Here is a 19242-nt window from a genome sequence, read left to right on the forward strand (position 1 = left end):
TTGCAAGCTTTTATCAGAATTTCACTCGTTTCATCAGGAAAGAGATCATGCCGATCTACGCTTATCGCTGCGAGTCGTGCGGCTTCGACAAGGACGTGCTGCAAAAGATCAGCGATGCGCCCCTGACGCAGTGCCCGAGCTGCGGCGCGGACACATTTCGCAAGCAGGTCACCGCGGCCGGCTTTCAGCTGAAGGGCTCGGGCTGGTACGTCACCGATTTCCGTGGCGGCAATAACGGCAAAAGTGCTGGCACGAGCGCTGCTGCAACCGGCGCCAAGTCAGACGAGGGCGCGTCGTCGTCCGAAGGCAGCAAGCCCGCGGGCGAGAGCGCAAGCACCGCAACGCCTGCGGCCGCAGCCACACCCGCGAGTTCGGCGCCCAGCACGTCTGGCTCCACCTGAAACCCTGCTGCCCGGCTCCCCGGAGCCCGGCGGCGCCAAGCGCCGCGCCTCGCGCGCGGTCCGGATGGCGTGTACATGACGACGATCAAGAAAGCGACCTTCAAATCGGTATTCCTGACCGGCCTGCTCGTGCTGGTGCCGCTGGCCCTGACGCTGTGGGTGCTCAATCTCGTCATCGGCACGATGGACCAGACGCTGCTCCTGCTGCCCACCTCGTGGCGTCCCACGGTGCGCCTGCCCGGTCTCGGCGCGGTGCTCACGCTCGCGTTCATCTTCGTGGTGGGGCTGCTCACGCATAACTTCATCGGCCAGAAGCTGGTCGAATGGTGGAATGCGCTGGTGCGCCGCATCCCGGTCGTGGGACCGCTGTACAGCAGTATCCAGCAGGTTTCCGATACACTGCTTTCCAGCAATGGCAATGCGTTTCGCAAGGCACTCCTGATCGAGTATCCGCGCAAGGGCTCCTGGACCATCGCGTTCCTCACCGGCATTCCGGGCGGCGACGTGGTGAACCATCTGCGCGAAGAGCACGTGAGCGTGTACGTGCCGACCACACCCAATCCCACCTCGGGTTTTTTCCTGATGGTGCCGAAGAGCGAGGTGATCGAGCTCGACATGACGGTCGATGCCGCGCTCAAGTATATTGTTTCGATGGGCGTCGTCGCGCCTGCCGCGAATCCTGTGCGGCGCCCCATCGACCCCCCGCTTTAATACCGGACGCCGCGCCGGCTGCCCGTATGTCACGCGCGGCCGTCCCGTTCATTCATGCATAACGAAAGACGAACATCATGTCGATGAGATCTGAATACTGCGGTCTGGTGACCGAACAGCTGCTGGGCCAAACTGTTTCGCTGTGCGGATGGGTGCAACGCCGCCGCGACCACGGTGGCGTCATCTTCATCGACCTGCGCGATCGCGAGGGCCTCGTCCAGGTCGTCTGCGACCCGGATCGCGCCGAGATGTTCAAGACTGCCGAAGGCGTGCGCAACGAGTTCTGCGTGCAAGTGAAGGGCCTCGTGCGCAACCGTCCCGAAGGCACGGTCAACACGAACCTCACGAGCGGCAAGATCGAAGTGCTCTGCCACGAGCTCGTGGTGCTGAACGCATCGGTCACGCCGCCGTTCCAGCTCGACGACGACAACCTCTCGGAAACCACGCGCCTCACGCACCGTGTGCTCGACCTGCGCCGCCCGCAGATGCAGCACAACCTGCGTCTGCGCTACCGCGTGACGATGGCCGTGCGCAAGTATCTCGACGCGCTCGGCTTCATCGACATCGAAACGCCGATGCTCACGAAGAGCACGCCGGAAGGCGCACGCGACTACCTCGTGCCGTCGCGTGTGAACGCTGGCCAGTTCTTCGCGCTGCCGCAGTCGCCGCAGCTCTTCAAGCAGCTCTTGATGGTGGCGAACTTCGATCGCTACTACCAGATCGTCAAGTGCTTCCGCGACGAAGACCTGCGCGCCGACCGTCAGCCCGAATTCACGCAGATCGACTGCGAAACGTCGTTCCTCGGCGAACAGGAAATCCGCGACCTGTTCGAAGACATGGCGCGTCACGTGTTCAAGGAAACGATCGGCGTCGAGCTCGATGCGAAGTTCCCGGTCATGCCGTATTCGGAAGCCATGAGCCGCTTCGGCTCGGACAAGCCGGACCTGCGCGTGAAGCTCGAGTTCACCGAGCTGACCGACGCCATGAAGGATGTCGACTTCAAGGTGTTCAGCGCACCGGCCAACACGAAGGACGGCCGCGTCGCGGCGTTGCGCGTGCCCAAGGGCGCCGAGCTTTCGCGCGGCGACATCGACGGCTACACGGAATTCGTGCGCATCTATGGCGCGAAGGGTCTCGCGTGGATCAAGGTCAACGAAGCGGCGAAGGGCCGTGACGGTCTGCAAAGCCCGATCGTCAAGAACCTGCACGACGCCGCGATCGCCGCGATCCTCGAGCGCACCGGCGCGCAAGACGGTGACATCATTTTCTTCGCGGCCGACCGCGCGAAGGTCGTGAACGACAGCCTCGGCGCGCTGCGCCTGAAGATCGGCCATTCGGAGTTCGGCAAGGCCAACGGTCTCGTCGAGAAGGGCTGGAAGCCGCTGTGGGTGATCGACTTCCCGATGTTCGAGTACGACGAGGAAGAAAACCGCTACGTGGCCGCGCACCACCCGTTCACGAGCCCGAAGGACGAGCACCTGGAATACCTCGAAACGGATCCGGGCCGCTGCCTCGCGAAGGCTTACGACATGGTGCTGAACGGCTGGGAAATTGGCGGCGGCTCGGTGCGTATCTATCAGGAAGACGTGCAGAGCAAGGTGTTCCGCGCGCTCAAGATCAATGCGGAAGAAGCACGCGCGAAGTTCGGCTTCCTGCTCGACGCGCTGCAGTACGGTGCGCCTCCGCATGGCGGCATCGCGTTCGGTCTCGACCGCATCGTCACGATGATGGCCGGCGCCGACTCGATCCGCGATGTGATCGCGTTCCCGAAAACGCAGCGTGCACAGGATCTGCTCACGCAGGCGCCGAGCCCGGTGGACGAGCGCCAACTGCGCGAGCTGCATATCCGTCTGCGTCAGCCCGAGCAGAAGCCGGCGCAGTAAGCGACACCGCGGCGTACGCATGAGCCGCAAGGCGGCGCTTGCGTCACGCAACGCAACACAGAAAAGGCGCATCGTGCGCCTTTTTTGCTTTTTGCGTTAAATTCATTACTAAAGCGCCGCGCGTTTTACCCGCGCGTCGCGCCACGCATCCCCCAGACGCACCACCGCGCTCCATCGCCATGCAGAAGCCGCCGAAGATTCCGCAATCCGTACTCGTCGTCATCCACACGCCGCGGCTCGAAGTCCTGATCATCGAGCGCGCCGACCGGCAGGGCTTCTGGCAGTCGGTGACGGGTTCGAAAGACCGGATCGACGAGCCGTTCGCCGAGACGGCCGTGCGTGAGGTGGCCGAGGAAACGGGCATCGTCGTTGGCGCGCCGGGCGTGCCGGAGCACGCGCTGCGCGACTGGCGCCACGAGATCGAGTACGAAATTTACCCGGTCTGGCGCCACCGCTATGCGCCGGGCGTCACGCGCAACACCGAGCACTGGTTCAGCCTGGAGGTGCCCGAGGGCACGGTCGTCACGCTCGCGCCGCGCGAACATGTTGCCTGGCGATGGCTGCCTTTTGAAGAGGCGGCGGCGCAGTGTTTCTCGTGGTCCAATCGCGAGGCGATCCTGCAACTGCCCGGGCGCCTCGAGCAGCTTCGTGGAGCGCTCACGTGAGCGACACCAGCACCGAACGCGGCAACGGCGCAGGCAATGGCGCAAGCAATGGCGCGGGCAAGAGCGCCGGCGACAGCGCCGCCGGCACCGACTCGCGGCGCGTCGTGCGCTTGCGCGAGGCCCTGCTGGGCCGGCGCTATCGCTCGCGCTACCGCTTCACGAGCGGCAACGAGGTGCGCCTGTTCGGCTCGGGCGCGGACCTCTTTGGCGCCATGATCGAGCGCATCGACGCCGCTACACGCGATGTCGCCATCGAAACCTATATCTTCTGCGACGACGACATCGGCCGCGCGCTCTCCGCGGCGCTCGTGCGTGCGGCGCAGCGCGGCGTGCGCGTGCGCATCATCACCGATGGGATCGGCACGCCCCATCTCGCGCAGTTCGACACCTGGCTTGCTGCCGGCGTCGAGCATCGCGTCTACAACCCGCATATCTTCGGGCGCTTCGGCTTTTCGCGCACGCATCGCAAGCTCGCCGTGATCGACGACCAGTACGCGTCGTGCGGCGGCATCAACGTGATCGACGATCTGGAACAGGACGGCAAGACGCTGCCGTATCCGCGCTGGGATTTCGCCGTCGCGCTGCACGGGCCCGTGGTGGTGGACGTGCGCGTGGCGTTCGAGCAGCAGTGGCGGCGCATCCGGCTCGGCCATCGGCCGCCGCTGCCGGCGGGTTCGCTTTCGCCAGGGGTGCCCGCGAGTGCGGGCTACATGGCGCCGCATCCGACCGGGCACACGATCGAGCGCTCCACCCAGATGGTCGACGACGCGCTGCGCGCCCTCGCGCCCGCCGTGCGCTCGGGGCCCGCGGCCCGCCTCTTTACGCGCTTGCGCGAGCGCCTGCGCGCGAGCGTGCGCGACCCGCGCGTGGCGCGAGTGCCCTGCGTGGCGTTCGTCGCGCGCGACAACGTCGTGAACCGGCGCGCGATCGAGAAGGCCTATCTCGACGCGATCGGCGAGGCGCGCAAGGAAGTGCTGCTCGCCAATCCGTACTTCATGCCGGGCCGGCGGCTGCGCCGCGCGCTGCTCGAAGCCGCGCAGCGTGGCGTGGCCGTCAAGCTTTTAATCGGACGAAAAGAATTTGCCGTGCTCGATTACGGCGTGCCGTTCCTCTACCACCAGCTGCTGAGCGCCGGCGTGCAGATCGCCGAGTACGAGAAGACCATGCTGCATGGCAAGGTCGCCGTGGTCGATTCGAACTGGGCGACCGTCGGCTCTTCGAACCTCGACGCGCTCTCGCTCGTGCTCAACAATGAAGCCAACGTGCTGCTCGTGCTGCATCCGCAGATCCAGCAGCTGCGCGATGCCATTCTCGGCGCGTTCGAGGAGTCGCCGCAGATCGACCGTGCACGCTACGAAGCGCGGCCCTGGCACGTGCGCGCGCTGAACTGGCTCGCGTGGTCGTTCTATCGCGCGACCATGAAGCTGCTCACCGTGGGCGGCTACGACTAGGGCGCGTTCCCGGCATAAAGAGGCCCTGCGCGCCAGGCACCGGGCATGCGTGCCTGCCATACGAATCGTCAGGCTTGCAATCCAGAAATGTTCGCTTGTGCATCGCGCGCGATGCCCGAAAATTAGAGTACCGGCTAGAAATCGGTTTCTAATAAAGTTCTTGTTTTCGCGAGCGGCTGTCTTCAATAATAGTACGGCCGTTCGATTTCATTCCGGCCCTGATGTGAGCGGTTGTTGTGAGCATCTCGGCTTCATCGTTACGGTAAATAAAGCTATGCGAAAAGGCGAACAGACACGAGCCGCCATTCTGGATGCAGCACTCGACCTCGCGAGCCGCGACGGACTGGAAGGTCTGACGATTGGCCTGCTTGCCGAGCGCATGCAGATGAGCAAGAGCGGCGTCTTTGCGCACTTCGGGTCGCGCGAGGACCTGCAGGTCGAGGTGGTGCGCGAGTATCACCGCAGATTCGAGGAAGAAGTCTTCTTTCCGAGCCTGCGCGAACCACGTGGTTTGCCGCGTTTGCGTGCGATGGTGTCGCGGTGGATCGAAAAGCGCATTCACGAGGTCACGACCGGCTGCATCTACATCAGTGGTGCGGTCGAGTACGACGACCGGGCGGACAGCCAGGTGCGCGAGCAGTTGGCGGCGAGCGTGACGACGTGGCGCGCGGCGCTGATGCGGGCGATTTCGCAGGCGATTGAAGAGGGGCATTTGCGCAAGGACACCGATCCGGCGCTGATGCTGTTTGAACTGTATAGCGTGACACTCGGTCTGCATCATGACGGCCGCTTCCTGCACCTGCCGGATGCGGTCGAGCATACGTGGGCCGCGTTCGAAAAACTGATCGTTTCGTACCAGACCGTCAGCCAGTAGCGGCCGGGCGCGCGTGAGCGCAGCAGCGGCACATGGCGGTACGTGATAGGCCCGAAACTTCAGGCTCATTCCAGGGAGAGAAGATATGGGACAGTACACCGCGCCGCTGCGCGACATGCAATTCGTCCTGCACGAACTGCTGGACGTGGAAGGCGAAGTCAAGCAGATGCCGAAGCACGCCGACCTCGACGCCGACACCATCAACCAGGTGCTCGAAGAAGCCGGCAAGTTCTGCTCGGAGGTGCTGTTTCCGCTGAACCAGGTTGGCGACCGCGAAGGCTGCACCTATGCCGGTGACGGCGTCGTGACCACGCCGACGGGCTTCAAGGAAGCGTACGCGCAATACGTCGAGGCCGGCTGGCCGGCGCTCGGCTGCGATCCCGAATACGGCGGCCAGGGGCTGCCCGCGTTCGTGAACAACGCGCTCTATGAAATGCTCAACTCGGCGAACCAGGCGTGGACCATGTATCCGGGTCTCTCGCATGGCGCCTATGAGTGTCTGCACGCGCACGGCACGCCCGAACTCCAGAAGACCTATCTGCCGAAGATCGTCACGGGCGAGTGGACCGGCACGATGTGCCTGACCGAGCCGCACTGCGGCACCGACCTCGGCCTGCTGCGCACCAAAGCCGAGCCGAATGCGGACGGCTCGTACGCGTTGTCCGGCACGAAGATCTTCATCTCGGCCGGCGAGCACGACATGGCGGCCAACATCGTTCATCTCGTGCTCGCGCGTCTGCCGGACGCGCCGCCGGGAACCAAGGGTATTTCGCTGTTCGTCGTGCCGAAGTTCGTGCCGACCGCGGCCGGCGAGCCGGGCGAGCGCAATGGCATCAAGTGCGGCTCGATCGAGCACAAGATGGGCATCCACGGCAACGCGACCTGCGTGATGAACCTCGATGGCGCGAAGGGCTGGCTGGTCGGCGAGCCGAACAAGGGCTTGAACGCCATGTTCGTGATGATGAACGCCGCGCGTCTGGGCGTCGGCATGCAGGGCCTCGGTCTCACCGAAGTCGCCTACCAGAACTCGCTCGTCTATGCGAAGGAGCGCCTGCAGATGCGCTCGCTGACCGGCCCGAAGGCGCCCGAAAAGGCCGCCGACCCGATCATCGTGCATCCGGACGTGCGCCGCATGCTGCTCACGCAGAAGGCCTGGGCCGAAGGCGCGCGCGCGTTCACGTACTGGTCCGCGCTGCAGATCGACAAGGAGCTCTCGCACGGCGACGAAGGCGAGCGCAAGGAAGCGGCCGATCTGGTCGCGCTGCTCACGCCGATCATCAAGGCCTTCCTCACCGACAACGCGTTCGAGAGCACCAACCTCGGCATGCAGGTGTTCGGCGGCCACGGCTTCATCTCCGAATGGGGCATGGAGCAGTACGTGCGCGACGCGCGCATCAATCAGATCTACGAAGGCACCAACACGATCCAGTCGCTCGACCTGCTGGGCCGCAAGGTGCTGGGCGACATGGGCGCGAAGCTCAAGAAGTTCGGCAAGCTCGTGACGGATTTCGTCGAAGCCGAAGGCATCAAGCCGGAGATGCAGGAGTTCGTGAATCCGCTCGCCGATATCGGCGACAAGATGCAAAAGCTCACGATGGAAATCGGCATGAAGGCGATGCAGAACCCCGACGAAGTGGGCGCCGCTGCGGTGCCGTACCTGCGCACGGCGGGCCACCTCGTGTTCGCGTACTTCTGGGCGCGCATGGCGCGCATCGCGCTCGACAAGGAAAGCTCGGGCGATCCGTTCTACAAGTCGAAGCTGGCCACGGCGCGTTTCTACTTCGCCAAGCTCCTGCCGGAGACGGCGACCTCGATTCGCCAGGCGCGTGCGGGTTCGAAGACGCTCATGGAAGTCGACGAAGCGCTGTTCTAAGGTGCACGGCGCGCGCTCGGCGCTTGTCTCGCAGCGCGCGCCATCGACATCGCATCACCGAATGCCCGGATGCGGCGCCCACGGCAACAACAACCACAACGCCGGAACGACGACAGGCGCCGCCGCCCCCCGATTTATCCAACATTGCGGTTCTGCTGGAGGAACAACGTGAGCAATCTCAATATTCGCAAGGTAGCCGTGCTCGGCGCCGGCGTGATGGGCGCGCAAATCGCGGCGCACCTGATCAACGCGCGCGTGCCCGTGCTGCTGTTCGATCTGCCCGCGAAGGAAGGCCCCAAGAACGCCATCGCGCTCAAGGCCATCGAGAACCTGAAGAAGCTCTCGCCCGCGCCGTTTGGCGTGAAGGACGACGCGCAGTACATCACGCCCGCGAACTACGAAGACGACATCGCGAAGCTCGCGGAATGCGACGTGGTGATCGAGGCGATCGCCGAGCGCATGGACTGGAAGCACGACCTCTACAAGAAGGTCGCGCCGCACCTCGGCCCGAACGCGATTTTCGCGTCGAACACGTCGGGTTTGTCGATCACGGAGCTGTCGCAAGGTTTCGACGACAACCTCAAGGCGCGCTTTTGCGGCGTGCACTTCTTCAATCCGCCGCGCTACATGCACCTCGTCGAGCTGATCCCGACGACGCATACGCAGCCCGCCATCCTCGACCAGCTCGAGACGTTCCTCACGAGCGTGGTGGGCAAGGGCGTGGTGCGCGCGAAGGATACGCCGAACTTCATCGCGAATCGCGTGGGCATTTTCTCGATCCTCGCGGTGATCGCGGAGGCGAAGAAGTTCGGCCTGCGTTTCGACGAAGTCGACGACCTCACCGGCAGCCGTCTGGGCCGCGCGAAGTCGGCGACGTTCCGGACCGCTGATGTGGTGGGCCTCGACACCATGGCCCACGTCATCAAGACGATGCAGGACAACCTCAAGGACGATCCGTTCTTCCCGGTCTACGAGACGCCGGCGGTGCTCGCGGGCCTCGTGGCGAAGGGCGCGCTCGGCCAGAAGACGGGCGGCGGCTTCTATCGCAAGGAAGGCAAGGCGATCAAGGTGCTCGACGCCGGGAAGGGCGAGTACGTCGACGCGGGCGGCAAGGCCGATGAGCTGATTGGCCGCATCCTCAAGCGTCCGGCCGCCGAACGTCTGAAGCTGCTGCGCGAGACGCAGCACCCGCAGGCGCAGTTCCTGTGGGCGATCTTCCGCGACGTGTTCCACTACATCGGCGTGCATCTGCAGTCGATCGCCGATAACGCGCGCGACGTCGATCTCGCGATCCGCTGGGGCTTCGGCTGGAACGAAGGCCCGTTCGAGGGCTGGCAGGCCGCGGGCTGGAAGCAGGTGGCCGAGTGGGTCAAGGAAGACATCGACGCGGGCAAGGCGCTTTCGAATGCGCCGCTGCCGGCATGGGTGTTCGAAGGTCCTGTCGCCGAGAACGGCGGCGTGCATGGCGCCGAGGGCTCGTGGTCGCCGGCTGAGGCGCGCTTCGTGCCGCGCTCGAATCTGCCGGTGTACGAGCGCCAGGTGTTCCGTGCCGGGCTCGTCGGCGAGACGGGCGCGCGCGATCCGAAGACCTACGGCAAGACGCTGTTCGAGAACGAAAACCTGCGCGCCTGGGTCGATGACCGCGCGGGCGAGGACGACGTCGTCATCGTCTCGTACAAGAGCAAGATGAACACGATGGGGCCGGGCTTGCTCGACTCGCTCGTGAAGGCTATCGAGATCGCCGAAGACGGCTACAAGGGCCTCGTGATCTGGCAACCCACTTCGCTGAAGCTCGGCGCCCCTGGCGGCCCGTTCTCGGCCGGCGCGAACCTCGAAGAGGCGATGCCCGCGTTCATGATGGGCGGCGCAAAGGGCATCGAGCCGTTCGTGAAGAAGTTCCAGGACACGATGCTGCGCGTGAAGTACGCGAACGTGCCGGTCGTCACGGCCGTGTCGGGCATCGCGCTTGGCGGCGGCTGCGAAATCATGCTGCAAAGCGCGAAGCGCGTCGCGCATATCGAGAGCTATGTCGGCCTCGTGGAAGTGGGCGTGGGTCTCGTGCCTGCTGGCGGCGGCCTGAAGGAAGCGGCGATTCGCGCGGCGGATGCGGCGCAGGCGATTGGCGCGGTGCCGAGCGACCTGCTCAAGTTCCTGCAGAAGTCGTTCGAGAACGCGGCGATGGCCAAGGTCTCGGGATCGGCGCTCGAGGCGCGCGCGATGGGCTATCTGAAGCCGTCCGACACGATCGTCTTCAACGTGTTCGAGCTGCTCGACACGGCCAAGAAGGAAGCGCGTGCGTTGTCGGCCGCCGGTTACCGCCCGCCGCTGCGCGCGACGCAGATTCCGGTCGCGGGCCGCTCGGCCATCTCGACCATCAAGGCCTCGCTCGTGAACATGCGCGACGGCCGCTTCATCAGCGACCACGACTTCCTGATCGCGAGCCGCATCGCCGAGGCGGTGTGCGGCGGCGACGTCGAGGCGGGCAGCCTCGTCGACGAGGAATGGCTGCTCAAGCTCGAGCGCCGCGCCTTCGTCGACCTGCTCGGCACGCAGAAGACGCAGGAACGCATCATGGGCATGCTGCAAACCGGCAAGCCGGTGCGCAACTAAGCGGCACGGCACGATAAACGGATCGGAGTTACAGATGAGCAAACAGTTGCAGGACGCATACATCGTCGCCGCGAGCCGCACGCCCATCGGCAAGGCGCCGCGCGGCGTGTTCAAGAACACCCGCCCCGACGAGCTGCTGGTGCACGCTATCAGGTCGGCGGTGGCGCAGGTGCCGGGGCTCGACACTCAGGTGATCGAAGACGCCATCATTGGCTGCGCGATTCCCGAGGCGGAGCAGGGCCTGAACGTGGCGCGCATCGGCGCGCTGCTCGCGGGGCTGCCGCAGAGCGTGGGCGGCGTGACCGTCAACCGCTTCTGCGCGTCGGGTCTCACGGCGCTGGCGATGGCCGCCGACCGCATTCGCGTCGGTGAGTCGGATGCGATGATCGCGGGCGGCTGCGAGTCGATGAGCATGGTGCCGATGATGGGCAACAAGCCCTCGCTCTCGCCGCATATCTTCGACCGCAACGAAGATATTGGCATTGCTTACGGCATGGGCCTGACGGCCGAGAAGGTCGCGGAGCGCTGGAAGGTGAGCCGCGAGGCGCAGGACGCGTTCTCGGTCGAGTCGCACCGCCGCGCGCTGGCCGCGCAACAGGCCGGTGAGTTCAAGGACGAGATCGCGCCGTACACGGTGCTCGAGCGTTTCCCGGATCTCGCCACGGGCGAAGTGATGGTGAACGAGCGCCTGGTCGCGCTGGACGAAGGCCCGCGTGCGGAGACGTCGCTCGAAGGTCTCGCGAAGCTGCGCCCGGTGTTCGCGAACAAGGGCTCGGTCACGGCGGGCAACAGCTCGCAGACTTCCGATGGCGCTGGCGCGCTGATCGTCGTCTCCGAGAAGGTGCTCAAGCAGTTCAACCTCACGCCGCTCGCGCGCTTCGTGAGCTTCGCGGTGCGCGGCGTGCCGCCGGAAATCATGGGGATCGGCCCGAAGGAAGCGATTCCGGCCGCGTTGAAGGCCGCGGGACTCAAGCAGGACGATCTCGACTGGATCGAACTGAACGAGGCGTTTGCCGCGCAATCGCTGGCGGTGATCCAGGACCTCGGCCTCGACCCTTCGAAGATCAACCCGCTCGGCGGCGCGATCGCGCTGGGCCACCCGCTCGGCGCGACGGGCGCGATCCGCGCTTCGACGGTCGTGCACGGCCTGCGCCGCCGCAACTTGAAGTACGGCATGGTGACGATGTGCGTCGGCACCGGCATGGGCGCGGCGGGCATCATCGAGCGGCTGTAAGCGCTTGGGCCTTTAGCGCATAGGCTTTATCGACACGGTTCGCAGGCTTCACGGTCTGCGAACCGTTTTTCGTATCGGGCTCGCGAGGACGTCGAGTTCGGCATGGATCAGCTTTGCATGGGACTTGGGGACAACGACATGAGCAACGAAATCCTGATCGCGCGCGAAAACGGCGTGCTGACGATCACCATCAACCGGCCCGAGCGCAAGAACGCGCTCACGCCAGCGATGTATCAGGCGATCGCCGAGGCGCTCGCTTCGGCGCAAGAAGACGCCGCTGTGCGCGCCGTGCTGCTGCGGGGCCACGCCGGGATCTTCACGGCGGGCAACGATATCGAGGACTTCCTGAAGTCGCCGCCCACCGGCGGCGATCAGCCCGTGAGCCGCTTCCTGCAAGCCATCGCGACCTTCGAGAAGCCGCTCGTCGCGGCCGTGGCGGGCGCGGCCATCGGCGTGGGCACGACGCTGCTGCTGCATTGCGATATGGTCTATGCCGCCGATACGGCGCGCTTCGCCATGCCGTTCGCGCAGCTCGGCCTGTGCCCGGAGGCCGCTTCGTCGCTCTTGCTGCCGCGCGTGGCGGGCTATCAGGGCGCGGCGGAAAAGCTGCTGCTCGGCGAGACCTTCGATGCTGCGGAGGCACACCGCATGGGCTTCGTGAACCGCGTGCTGCCCGCTGCCGAGCTCGATGCGTTCGTGAGCGCCCAATTGACGAAGCTCGTCGCGCTGCCTGCTTCTTCGCTGCGCGTGACCAAGGCGCTCATGAAACGCGCGAGCGAGCATGAGATCAAGACGCAGATGGACGAGGAGTTCGTGCATTTCGGCAAGATGCTGCTCGCGCCGGAAGCGCGCGAGGCGTTCACCGCCTTCCTGCAAAAGCGCAAGCCGGATTTCAGGCAGTTCGACTAAAGACGCGGCGCCGCGGCGCGCGCTTTAGCTGGCTTGGCGAGCCTGGCTGAACTAGCTCGCTTGGCCGGCGTCCGGCGCGGCGTGCGCCGCCGTGTCGTAATCGACATAGCCGGACTCGCGGCAGAAGCTCACGAGCCGCAGCCCGGCGCGCTTCGCGATGGCGATGGCGAGCGTCGAGGGCGCCGAGATGGTCGCCACCATCGGGATGCCCACGCGCGCGGCCTTGCGCACCAGCTCGTAGCTCGCCCGGCTCGAAAGGAAGACGAAGCCCTGCTGCGTGTCGGCGCGCTCGATCACCAGTTGGCCGATGAGCTTGTCGAGCGCGTTGTGGCGGCCCACGTCTTCGAACGCGCGCAGGATTGCGCCGCTTGCGTCGCACCAGGCGGCGGCGTGCAGCCCGCCTGTGAGCTTCGTGAGCGCCTGATGCTGGGGCAGTTCGCGGGCGGCGCGCGCGATGGCGTCCGGCGCGAGGCGCGCGAGGAAGCCCGTATCGGGCACCGTTTCCGGTTCGAGGTCGAGCAAGTCGATGCTTTCGATGCCGCACACGCCGCAGCCGCTGCGCCCGGCCAGCGCGCGGCGCTTTTCCTTCAACTCGACGAACGCCTGTTGCACGACCGTGAGATGGACCTCGGCGTGCGGCAAATCGTCCGAATCCGGCTTCGCGTACCAATAGACTTCGATGTCCTGGATATCGGCGTTGCGGCCGACGATGCCTTCCGAGATGGCAAAGCCCACCGCGAACGCTTCGAGATCGCGCGGCGTGCACATCATGACGGCGTGCGAGATGCCGTTGAAGACGAGCGCGACCGGCCATTCCTGGCCCACGTGATCGGCGAGCGTTTGTACCGTACCGCCGCGGTGGCGATGCACGCGCAGCTCGACGGCGCCGGGCTGGCCTTCGGTTTCCAGCGGATTCGGCGCGGCGGCTGCCGCGGCGGGCAAATCGGGGTTCGGGCGGGAATTCAAGCGGGGTGCTCCATCAAATCCATGTGCGTCTGTGTGCTGCGTGGTGTTGCCTTGGGCTTCCTTGCATGGCGCGCAAAGCCAGGCCGCCGGGGCGTTGCGCGGGTCCGCGCGGGGATGCTCTTGACGCGGAAGGTTCTAAAATACCTCAAGCGGGCCCCTTTCGCTGTCGTCCAGCTGCGCTCCGGCTTGGCATCCGAATGGGTCTGGATGGGTCCGGATGCGTTCGGATTGGCCCGCTTCGCGAGGATAACGCCATGGCATTGAACGACGCTCCGCTGCTGTTCCATTACGAGGTCAAATCGTCGGAAGACCTCACTTTCATCCCCATGTGCGTGCGCTTCAATCTGGATCGATTCGGGTTGCGCATCTCGCTCGCACAGTGGCAGCTGCTGCCCTACGAGGACCGACGCCTGCTCGCGCGCTTTCCCGTCGACGAGGACACCGAGATCGAGCCGAATTTCGATCACGCGCTCTTCGAGATGCTGCGCACCCATGCCAACGTCGAGCCCGAATGGTTCGCGCCTGAGGAGGCGCCCGCGTGGCGGGACGCCAATACCGTGCCGGGCGGCATCGCGAATCAGGCGGCACTTGCGAACCTGCGCGAGCCGGCCGTCGACGACTGGGCCCGGCTTGCGCCGTTTCAGCGCTATGTGCTGGCCAAGCTTGCGCGCAAGCCCGAGGCGAATCACGATTTCGTGCCGGCGATGCAGGAGTTCGGGCTGGCCGCGCCTCGCCAGGCGGCGCCTTGATTCGTGCCAGCAGCCGAGCCATCAGCCGTGTCTTGATGAGCGCCAAGCCAGGCGCTCGCGCTTTTTCCTAAAGCCCTTGCCGCTCGTTGCCGTTATCCGGAATGGCGCACCGCGCGCCAGCCTGTCGCGCGCAGGTCGTTAGCAGCCTCTCCGTGCCCGCCCTACGGGGACGAACGACGTTCGGCATTCATGAATCTTCATTATTCGAAGCGGCACCTCATCAACCTGTTGGTCGTTGCCGCTGCCGTGGGCGCAAACGCTTTCGTGGCCTGGGCGCAGATCGACGCGCAGCGCGAGATCGACCAGCGGGCCGCACAGGCCGCGCGCGTGCGGCAGGATCTGGATCGTTTGAGCAGGGCGCTGGGCAGCGGGCTTACCGCGCTCGGCCGCTTCGAGGCCGACGGCGTAGCCGAACCGCCCGGCGCGCGCGAGGCCCGCGCGGCGGAACTCGACAATACGGCGCAGGCGTTGCGCGCCGAACTGGCGGCAGACCCGGCGCTGGCGAAACGCTTTGAGAGCGTGGCGGCACAAGCCTCGCGGCTCGCCGGCGAGATCGACGACACGCTCGCCCGCGCACAGGAGCGACTCGCCGATGCCCGCGTGCAGGCCAGTGCGCAGCAAGCCGAGGCTCAGGAAGCGGTGGCGGCGCAAGGCGGCACGGCGCCGGCTGGCGGCGCGCGGGATACCGGGGGCGCTGCGGCGGCGCCAGCGCATGGGCGCGAGTTGTCGTCGTGGGGCAAGACGGGCGGGGCCGTATCGAGTCTTGTTGCGCCGTATTCGGGCAATGCAGGCGTGCCGGCATCGAGTCTTGTCGAGCCTTATGTGGGCAAGCAGGGTGTGTCGACGCCAAGCCTTGCTGCGCCGTATGCAAACAAGCCGGGCGCGTCGACCGCGAGCCTAGCTGCGCCGTATGCAAACAAGCCGGGCGTGTCGGCTGCGAGCCTTACCTCGCCGTATTCGAGCAAGCCGAGCGCGTCGACAGCGGGCCTTGCTGCGCCGTATGCGAGCAAGCCGGGCGCGTCGGTAGCGGGCCTTGCTGCGCCGTATTCGAGCAAGCCGGGCGCGTCAGCACCGAGCCTCGCTGCGCCGTATTCGAGCAAGCCGGGTGTGTCAGCAGCAGGCCTTGCCGTGCCGTATTCGACCAAACCGGGCGTGTCGGCAACAAGTCTCGCCGCCCCATATTCGAGCAAGCCGGACGCACTGGCATCGAGTCTTGCCGATCCCTATGCGAAAAAGCCGGCGCTGCCGGCATCGAACCTGGCCGAGCCGTACGTGAGCGGCACAACCGTCGCGAACACGGCCGCCCAGCCCGCGGTTGCCCAAACCGCCCAAACCGCCCAAACCGCCCAAACCGTGCAACCGGCCGCCGCAGATCCCGCGCTGGCCAGCGTTGCGCCGTGGGTCGCGAGCGAATACATCCGCCTCGACACACGGGCCGACCGCGTCGACGCCAGGCTCTCGTCGTTGCAGGGCGAGCAGGACCGCGCGCTCGCCAGCGCGTTCGCCGAGTCGTCGAGCGCGGGCCGCCGCGCCTCGATTCTGCTGATCGTGACGATGCTCGCGGGCGCGGCACTGCTCATCTACACCTTCGGCGCACGCGAGAACGCCGCGCGCGAAAAGCTGCGCGCGCTCGCTGGCATGCGCGCGCGCAACGAGCGCTTTCAGGGCCTGTTCGACGCCCACCCGGTGCCAATGTACGTGTTCGACCGCGAGACGCTGCGCTTTCTCGCGGTCAATGCGGCGACGATCCAGCAATACGGCTACAGCGAGGAAGAGTTCCTCGCCATGACGATCCGCGAGATCCGTCCGGCCGACGACGTCACGCGGCTCGAACAGCATCTCGCGCGCTCGGACACGCTCACGCAGAACGTGCGCACGATGGCCGGCATCTGGCGCCATGTGCGCCGCGACGGCTCGCTCATCAGCGCCGACATCTCGCACCACTCGCTCGTCTTCCAGGGCCGCGCAGCGGTGTTCGTGCTCGCCGACGACGTGACCGAGCAGATCAAGGCCGAGGTCGAGGCGCAGCGCTCCAACCAGATGCTCGAGACGGTGATCGACAACATCCCGCAGCGGATCTTCTGGAAGGACGCGCAATCGCGCTATCTGGGCTGCAACATGACGTTCGCGCGCGATGCGGGCCTCGCTTACCCCGAGCAGATCGTCGGCAAGACCGACGACGACTTGCCATGGCGCGCGTATGCACTCGCCTGGCATGCGCAGGACCGCGACGTGATCGAATCGGGCCTGCCGCGCATCAACTTCGAAGAAGAGCTGACGATCGACGGCTTGCACCGCACCACGCTCACAAGCAAGCTGCCGCTGCTCGACGGCGATGGCCGCGTGATGGGCGTGCTCGGCAGCTACTCGGACACCACCGAGAGCAAGCGCGCCGACCTCGCGCTGCGCCTGCAAAGCCGGGCACTCGACGCCTGTGTGAACGCGATCCTGATCACCGGGCCGGGGCCGGGCGGCAGCAACCTGATCGAGTACGCGAATCCGGCGTTTCGCCGCATCACCGGCTACGATCCGGCCGATGTGATCGGTCAGGACTGCCGCTTCCTGCAACGCGACGACCGCGACCAGGAAGGGCTCATCGCCGTGCGCCAGGCGCTGCTCGCGAACCGCGAGGTGAGCGCCGTGCTGCGCAACTACCGCAAGGACGGCGCGCTGTTCTGGAATCAATTGCTGATCGCGCCGGTGCCGGACCTCGACGGCGGCATCACGCACCATATCGGCATCATCAACGACGTGACCGAGCTGATCCGCTATCAGGAGCAGCTCGAATACCAGGCGAACTATGACAGCCTCACGCAGCTGCCCAACCGCAACCTGCTGCGCGACCGCCTCCAGCAGGCGCTCGTCTCGGCGCAGCGCCACGCACGCGGCGTGGCCGTGCTGTTCATCGACCTCGACGGCTTCAAGAACGTCAACGACAGCCTCGGCCACAGCGTGGGCGACCGGCTGCTGGGCGTGGTGGCCGAGCGGCTCACACGCTGCACGCGCACGAGCGACACCGTTGCGCGCCACGGCGGCGATGAGTTCGTGATCGTGCTCACAGATACCATCGACGAAAAGTCGCTGATCGGCTGGATGGAGCGCGCGCGCTCGATGATCTCGGAGCCGGTGTGGATCGACGGCACCGAGCTCTATGTGGGTTGCAGCATGGGGGCGAGCGTGTATCCGCAGGACGGCAACGACGCCGAAGCGCTGCTCAAAAAGGCCGACGTGGCCATGTACCGCGCGAAGGAGCTGGGCCGCAACACGTTCCAGTTCTATCAGCCCGAGATGAACGCGAGCGCGGGCGCGCGCATGAACCTCGAGCGGCGCCTGCGCCGCGCGCTGCGTGACGGCGAGTTCCTGCTGCACTACCAGCCGCAGGTGGAGATCGAGGGCGGGCGCATCGTCGGCATGGAGGCGCTCGTGCGCTGGCGCGATCCGGAGGCGGGGCTCGTGTCGCCGGCGCAATTCATTCCGGTGGCGGAGGAGAGCGGCCTGATCGGCCCGCTGTCCGATTGGGTGCTGCGCGAGGCCTGCCGGCAGAACCGCGCATGGCAGGACGCGGGGCTGCCGCCGGTGCGCGTGTCCGTGAATTTTTCGGCGAAGACGTTCCACCAGCGCGACATCACCGAGCTGGTGAAGGGTGTGCTTCAGGAGACGGGGCTCGACCCGTGCTGGCTCGAAATCGAGCTCACCGAAAGCACGCTGATGCGCAACACGGAAGAGGCGGTCTCGATGCTCAACGCGCTGCACGAGGCGGGCGTGGGGATCGCCATCGACGACTTCGGGACCGGCTATTCGAGCCTGAGCTATCTGAAGCGGCTGCCGGTGGACCGGCTCAAGATCGACCGCTCGTTCGTGGCGGATATCGGCAACAGCAGCGACGATGAGACCATCACCGCGGCCATCATCGCGCTCGCGCATGAGCTGCGGCTGCAGGTGATCGCTGAAGGGGTGGAGACGTCGCAACAGTTCGCGTTCCTGCGCGAGCGCGCGTGCGACGAGCTGCAAGGGTATTTCTTCGCGCCGCCGATGCCGGGGGCTGAGGCTGCGGCGCTCTTGAGCGCGAGCCTGGCCTACGAGGAGGGCGGGGGGCTCGCGTGGCCGGCTTGATCTGCCTTCAGACGGCCTGATGCAAGCCGGCCGGGGCGTGCGCGCGGCAAGCCCGCGCGACAGGCCCGGTCATGCGAGCACGTCTGCGGGCGGGCCCGCGGTTCATTTGTCCGAACCGCGCGGGCCGGATCTTACTCGATCGCCGGAAGCGCACGCGGGCGGCGGTCGGCGCCCGTGGCCACGTAGGTGAGCGTTGCTTCGGTCACCTTCACGACTTCATCGCTCAGACGCATGCGCTGGGCGTAGACCTCGACCTCGACGGTCACCGAGGTCGTGCCGGTCTTGACGATATCGGCATAAAAGCTCAGCAGGTCGCCGACGAACACCGGCTGCTTGAACAGGAACGAGTTCACCGCGACGGTCGCGACGCGGCCGTTGGCGCGCCGGCTCGCCGGAATCGAGCCGGCGATGTCGACCTGCGACATGATCCAGCCGCCGAACACGTCGCCGTGGACGTTGGCGTCGGAGGGCTGCGGCACGACGCGCAGCGCCGGCGACTTCTGGGGGAGCGGGGAAGAGTCGGTCATCGGAGATCCATGAAAAGGGCTGGAGCAGCAGGGGGCCAACGGCAGGGCAGAAACGGGACGCAGGCGGCACAAAAGCACCGCCTCATGGCCTGATCGTGGCAGCACACGGGACGCGGCGCGCCGTGGCACGGGGCTGTTGCACGCGCCAGTCGCCGTCAGCGGGGCGCGCTGCCTTCTGCGACAATACGGTGTCAGGAATTGTACGGGAAAGCGGCAGACGCGGCGGTGCAGCCAGAAGGGCAAAGCATCGATCCGGCGCGCTGCGCAACCCGTCGT

General features: G+C 66.1%; 14 protein-coding genes. 12 read left to right on the forward strand and 2 right to left on the reverse strand.

Features of this window, described 5'->3' with window-relative positions; all coding sequences use genetic code 11:
• Nucleotides 1–47: 47 nt before the first annotated feature.
• From E1956_RS05445 to E1956_RS05490, 10 genes are all read left to right on the forward strand, one after another.
• Nucleotides 48–401, forward strand: coding sequence for an FmdB family zinc ribbon protein (locus tag E1956_RS05445; RefSeq protein ID WP_134747723.1), 354 nt, complete (start codon nucleotides 48–50; stop codon nucleotides 399–401).
• 75 nt (nucleotides 402–476) lie between these two features.
• Nucleotides 477–1112 carry a DUF502 domain-containing protein gene (locus tag E1956_RS05450; RefSeq protein WP_134747724.1) on the forward strand — a complete coding sequence of 212 codons (636 nt, stop codon included), beginning with the start codon at nucleotides 477–479 and terminating at the stop codon, nucleotides 1110–1112.
• A gap of 77 nt (nucleotides 1113–1189) precedes the next feature.
• Complete coding sequence (aspS, locus tag E1956_RS05455) at nucleotides 1190–2995, forward strand: aspartate--tRNA ligase (protein WP_134747725.1); 1806 nt, start codon at nucleotides 1190–1192, stop codon at nucleotides 2993–2995.
• Nucleotides 2996–3174: 179 nt separating this feature from the next.
• Nucleotides 3175–3660, forward strand: coding sequence for a dihydroneopterin triphosphate diphosphatase (nudB, locus tag E1956_RS05460; RefSeq protein WP_028217896.1), 486 nt, complete (start codon nucleotides 3175–3177; stop codon nucleotides 3658–3660).
• A gap of 104 nt (nucleotides 3661–3764) precedes the next feature.
• The gene (gene clsB / locus E1956_RS05465; protein ID WP_167760023.1) at nucleotides 3765–5111 is read left to right on the forward strand and encodes a cardiolipin synthase ClsB; all 1347 of its coding nucleotides are present in this window, start codon (nucleotides 3765–3767) and stop codon (nucleotides 5109–5111) included.
• 274 nt (nucleotides 5112–5385) lie between these two features.
• Nucleotides 5386–5985: a TetR/AcrR family transcriptional regulator gene (locus E1956_RS05470; RefSeq protein WP_028217894.1), complete on the forward strand. Its 600-nt coding sequence runs from the start codon at nucleotides 5386–5388 to the stop codon at nucleotides 5983–5985.
• A gap of 85 nt (nucleotides 5986–6070) precedes the next feature.
• A complete protein-coding gene (locus E1956_RS05475) occupies nucleotides 6071–7858 on the forward strand; it encodes an acyl-CoA dehydrogenase C-terminal domain-containing protein (RefSeq protein ID WP_134747726.1) in 1788 nt (595 codons plus the stop codon).
• A 168-nt stretch (nucleotides 7859–8026) separates the two neighbouring features.
• The gene (locus E1956_RS05480; RefSeq protein ID WP_134747727.1) at nucleotides 8027–10468 is read left to right on the forward strand and encodes a 3-hydroxyacyl-CoA dehydrogenase/enoyl-CoA hydratase family protein; all 2442 of its coding nucleotides are present in this window, start codon (nucleotides 8027–8029) and stop codon (nucleotides 10466–10468) included.
• A gap of 34 nt (nucleotides 10469–10502) precedes the next feature.
• Nucleotides 10503–11702 (forward strand): acetyl-CoA C-acyltransferase, encoded by a 1200-nt coding sequence (locus tag E1956_RS05485; RefSeq protein ID WP_134747728.1) that lies wholly within the window; start codon nucleotides 10503–10505, stop codon nucleotides 11700–11702.
• Nucleotides 11703–11840: 138 nt separating this feature from the next.
• Nucleotides 11841–12611, forward strand: a complete 771-nt coding sequence (locus tag E1956_RS05490; protein WP_134747729.1) for an enoyl-CoA hydratase — start codon at nucleotides 11841–11843, stop codon at nucleotides 12609–12611.
• Between the two features lie 51 nt (nucleotides 12612–12662).
• On the opposite strand, the gene fdhD is transcribed toward E1956_RS05490, so the two are convergent.
• Complete coding sequence (gene fdhD, locus E1956_RS05495) at nucleotides 12663–13553, reverse strand: formate dehydrogenase accessory sulfurtransferase FdhD (protein WP_134750359.1); 891 nt, start codon at nucleotides 13551–13553, stop codon at nucleotides 12663–12665.
• Between the two features lie 278 nt (nucleotides 13554–13831).
• Here fdhD and E1956_RS05500 point away from each other — a divergent pair, with 278 nt between their 5' ends.
• On the forward strand, nucleotides 13832–14326 hold the full coding sequence (locus E1956_RS05500; RefSeq protein ID WP_134747730.1) for a nitrate reductase associated protein: 495 nt from the start codon (nucleotides 13832–13834) through the stop codon (nucleotides 14324–14326).
• Nucleotides 14327–14515: 189 nt separating this feature from the next.
• Entirely contained in the window at nucleotides 14516–18439 is a 3924-nt protein-coding gene (locus E1956_RS05505; RefSeq protein WP_232071282.1) for an EAL domain-containing protein, read from the forward strand.
• 131 nt (nucleotides 18440–18570) lie between these two features.
• Here the strand turns inward: E1956_RS05505 and E1956_RS05510 are convergent, their stop codons facing one another.
• Nucleotides 18571–18966, reverse strand: a complete 396-nt coding sequence (locus E1956_RS05510; RefSeq protein WP_134747731.1) for an acyl-CoA thioesterase — start codon at nucleotides 18964–18966, stop codon at nucleotides 18571–18573.
• Between the last annotated feature and the right edge of the window lie 276 nt (nucleotides 18967–19242).

It is taken from the genome of Paraburkholderia pallida (assembly GCF_004524855.1).
Taxonomy (GTDB): Bacteria; Pseudomonadota; Gammaproteobacteria; order Burkholderiales; family Burkholderiaceae; genus Paraburkholderia; species Paraburkholderia oxyphila.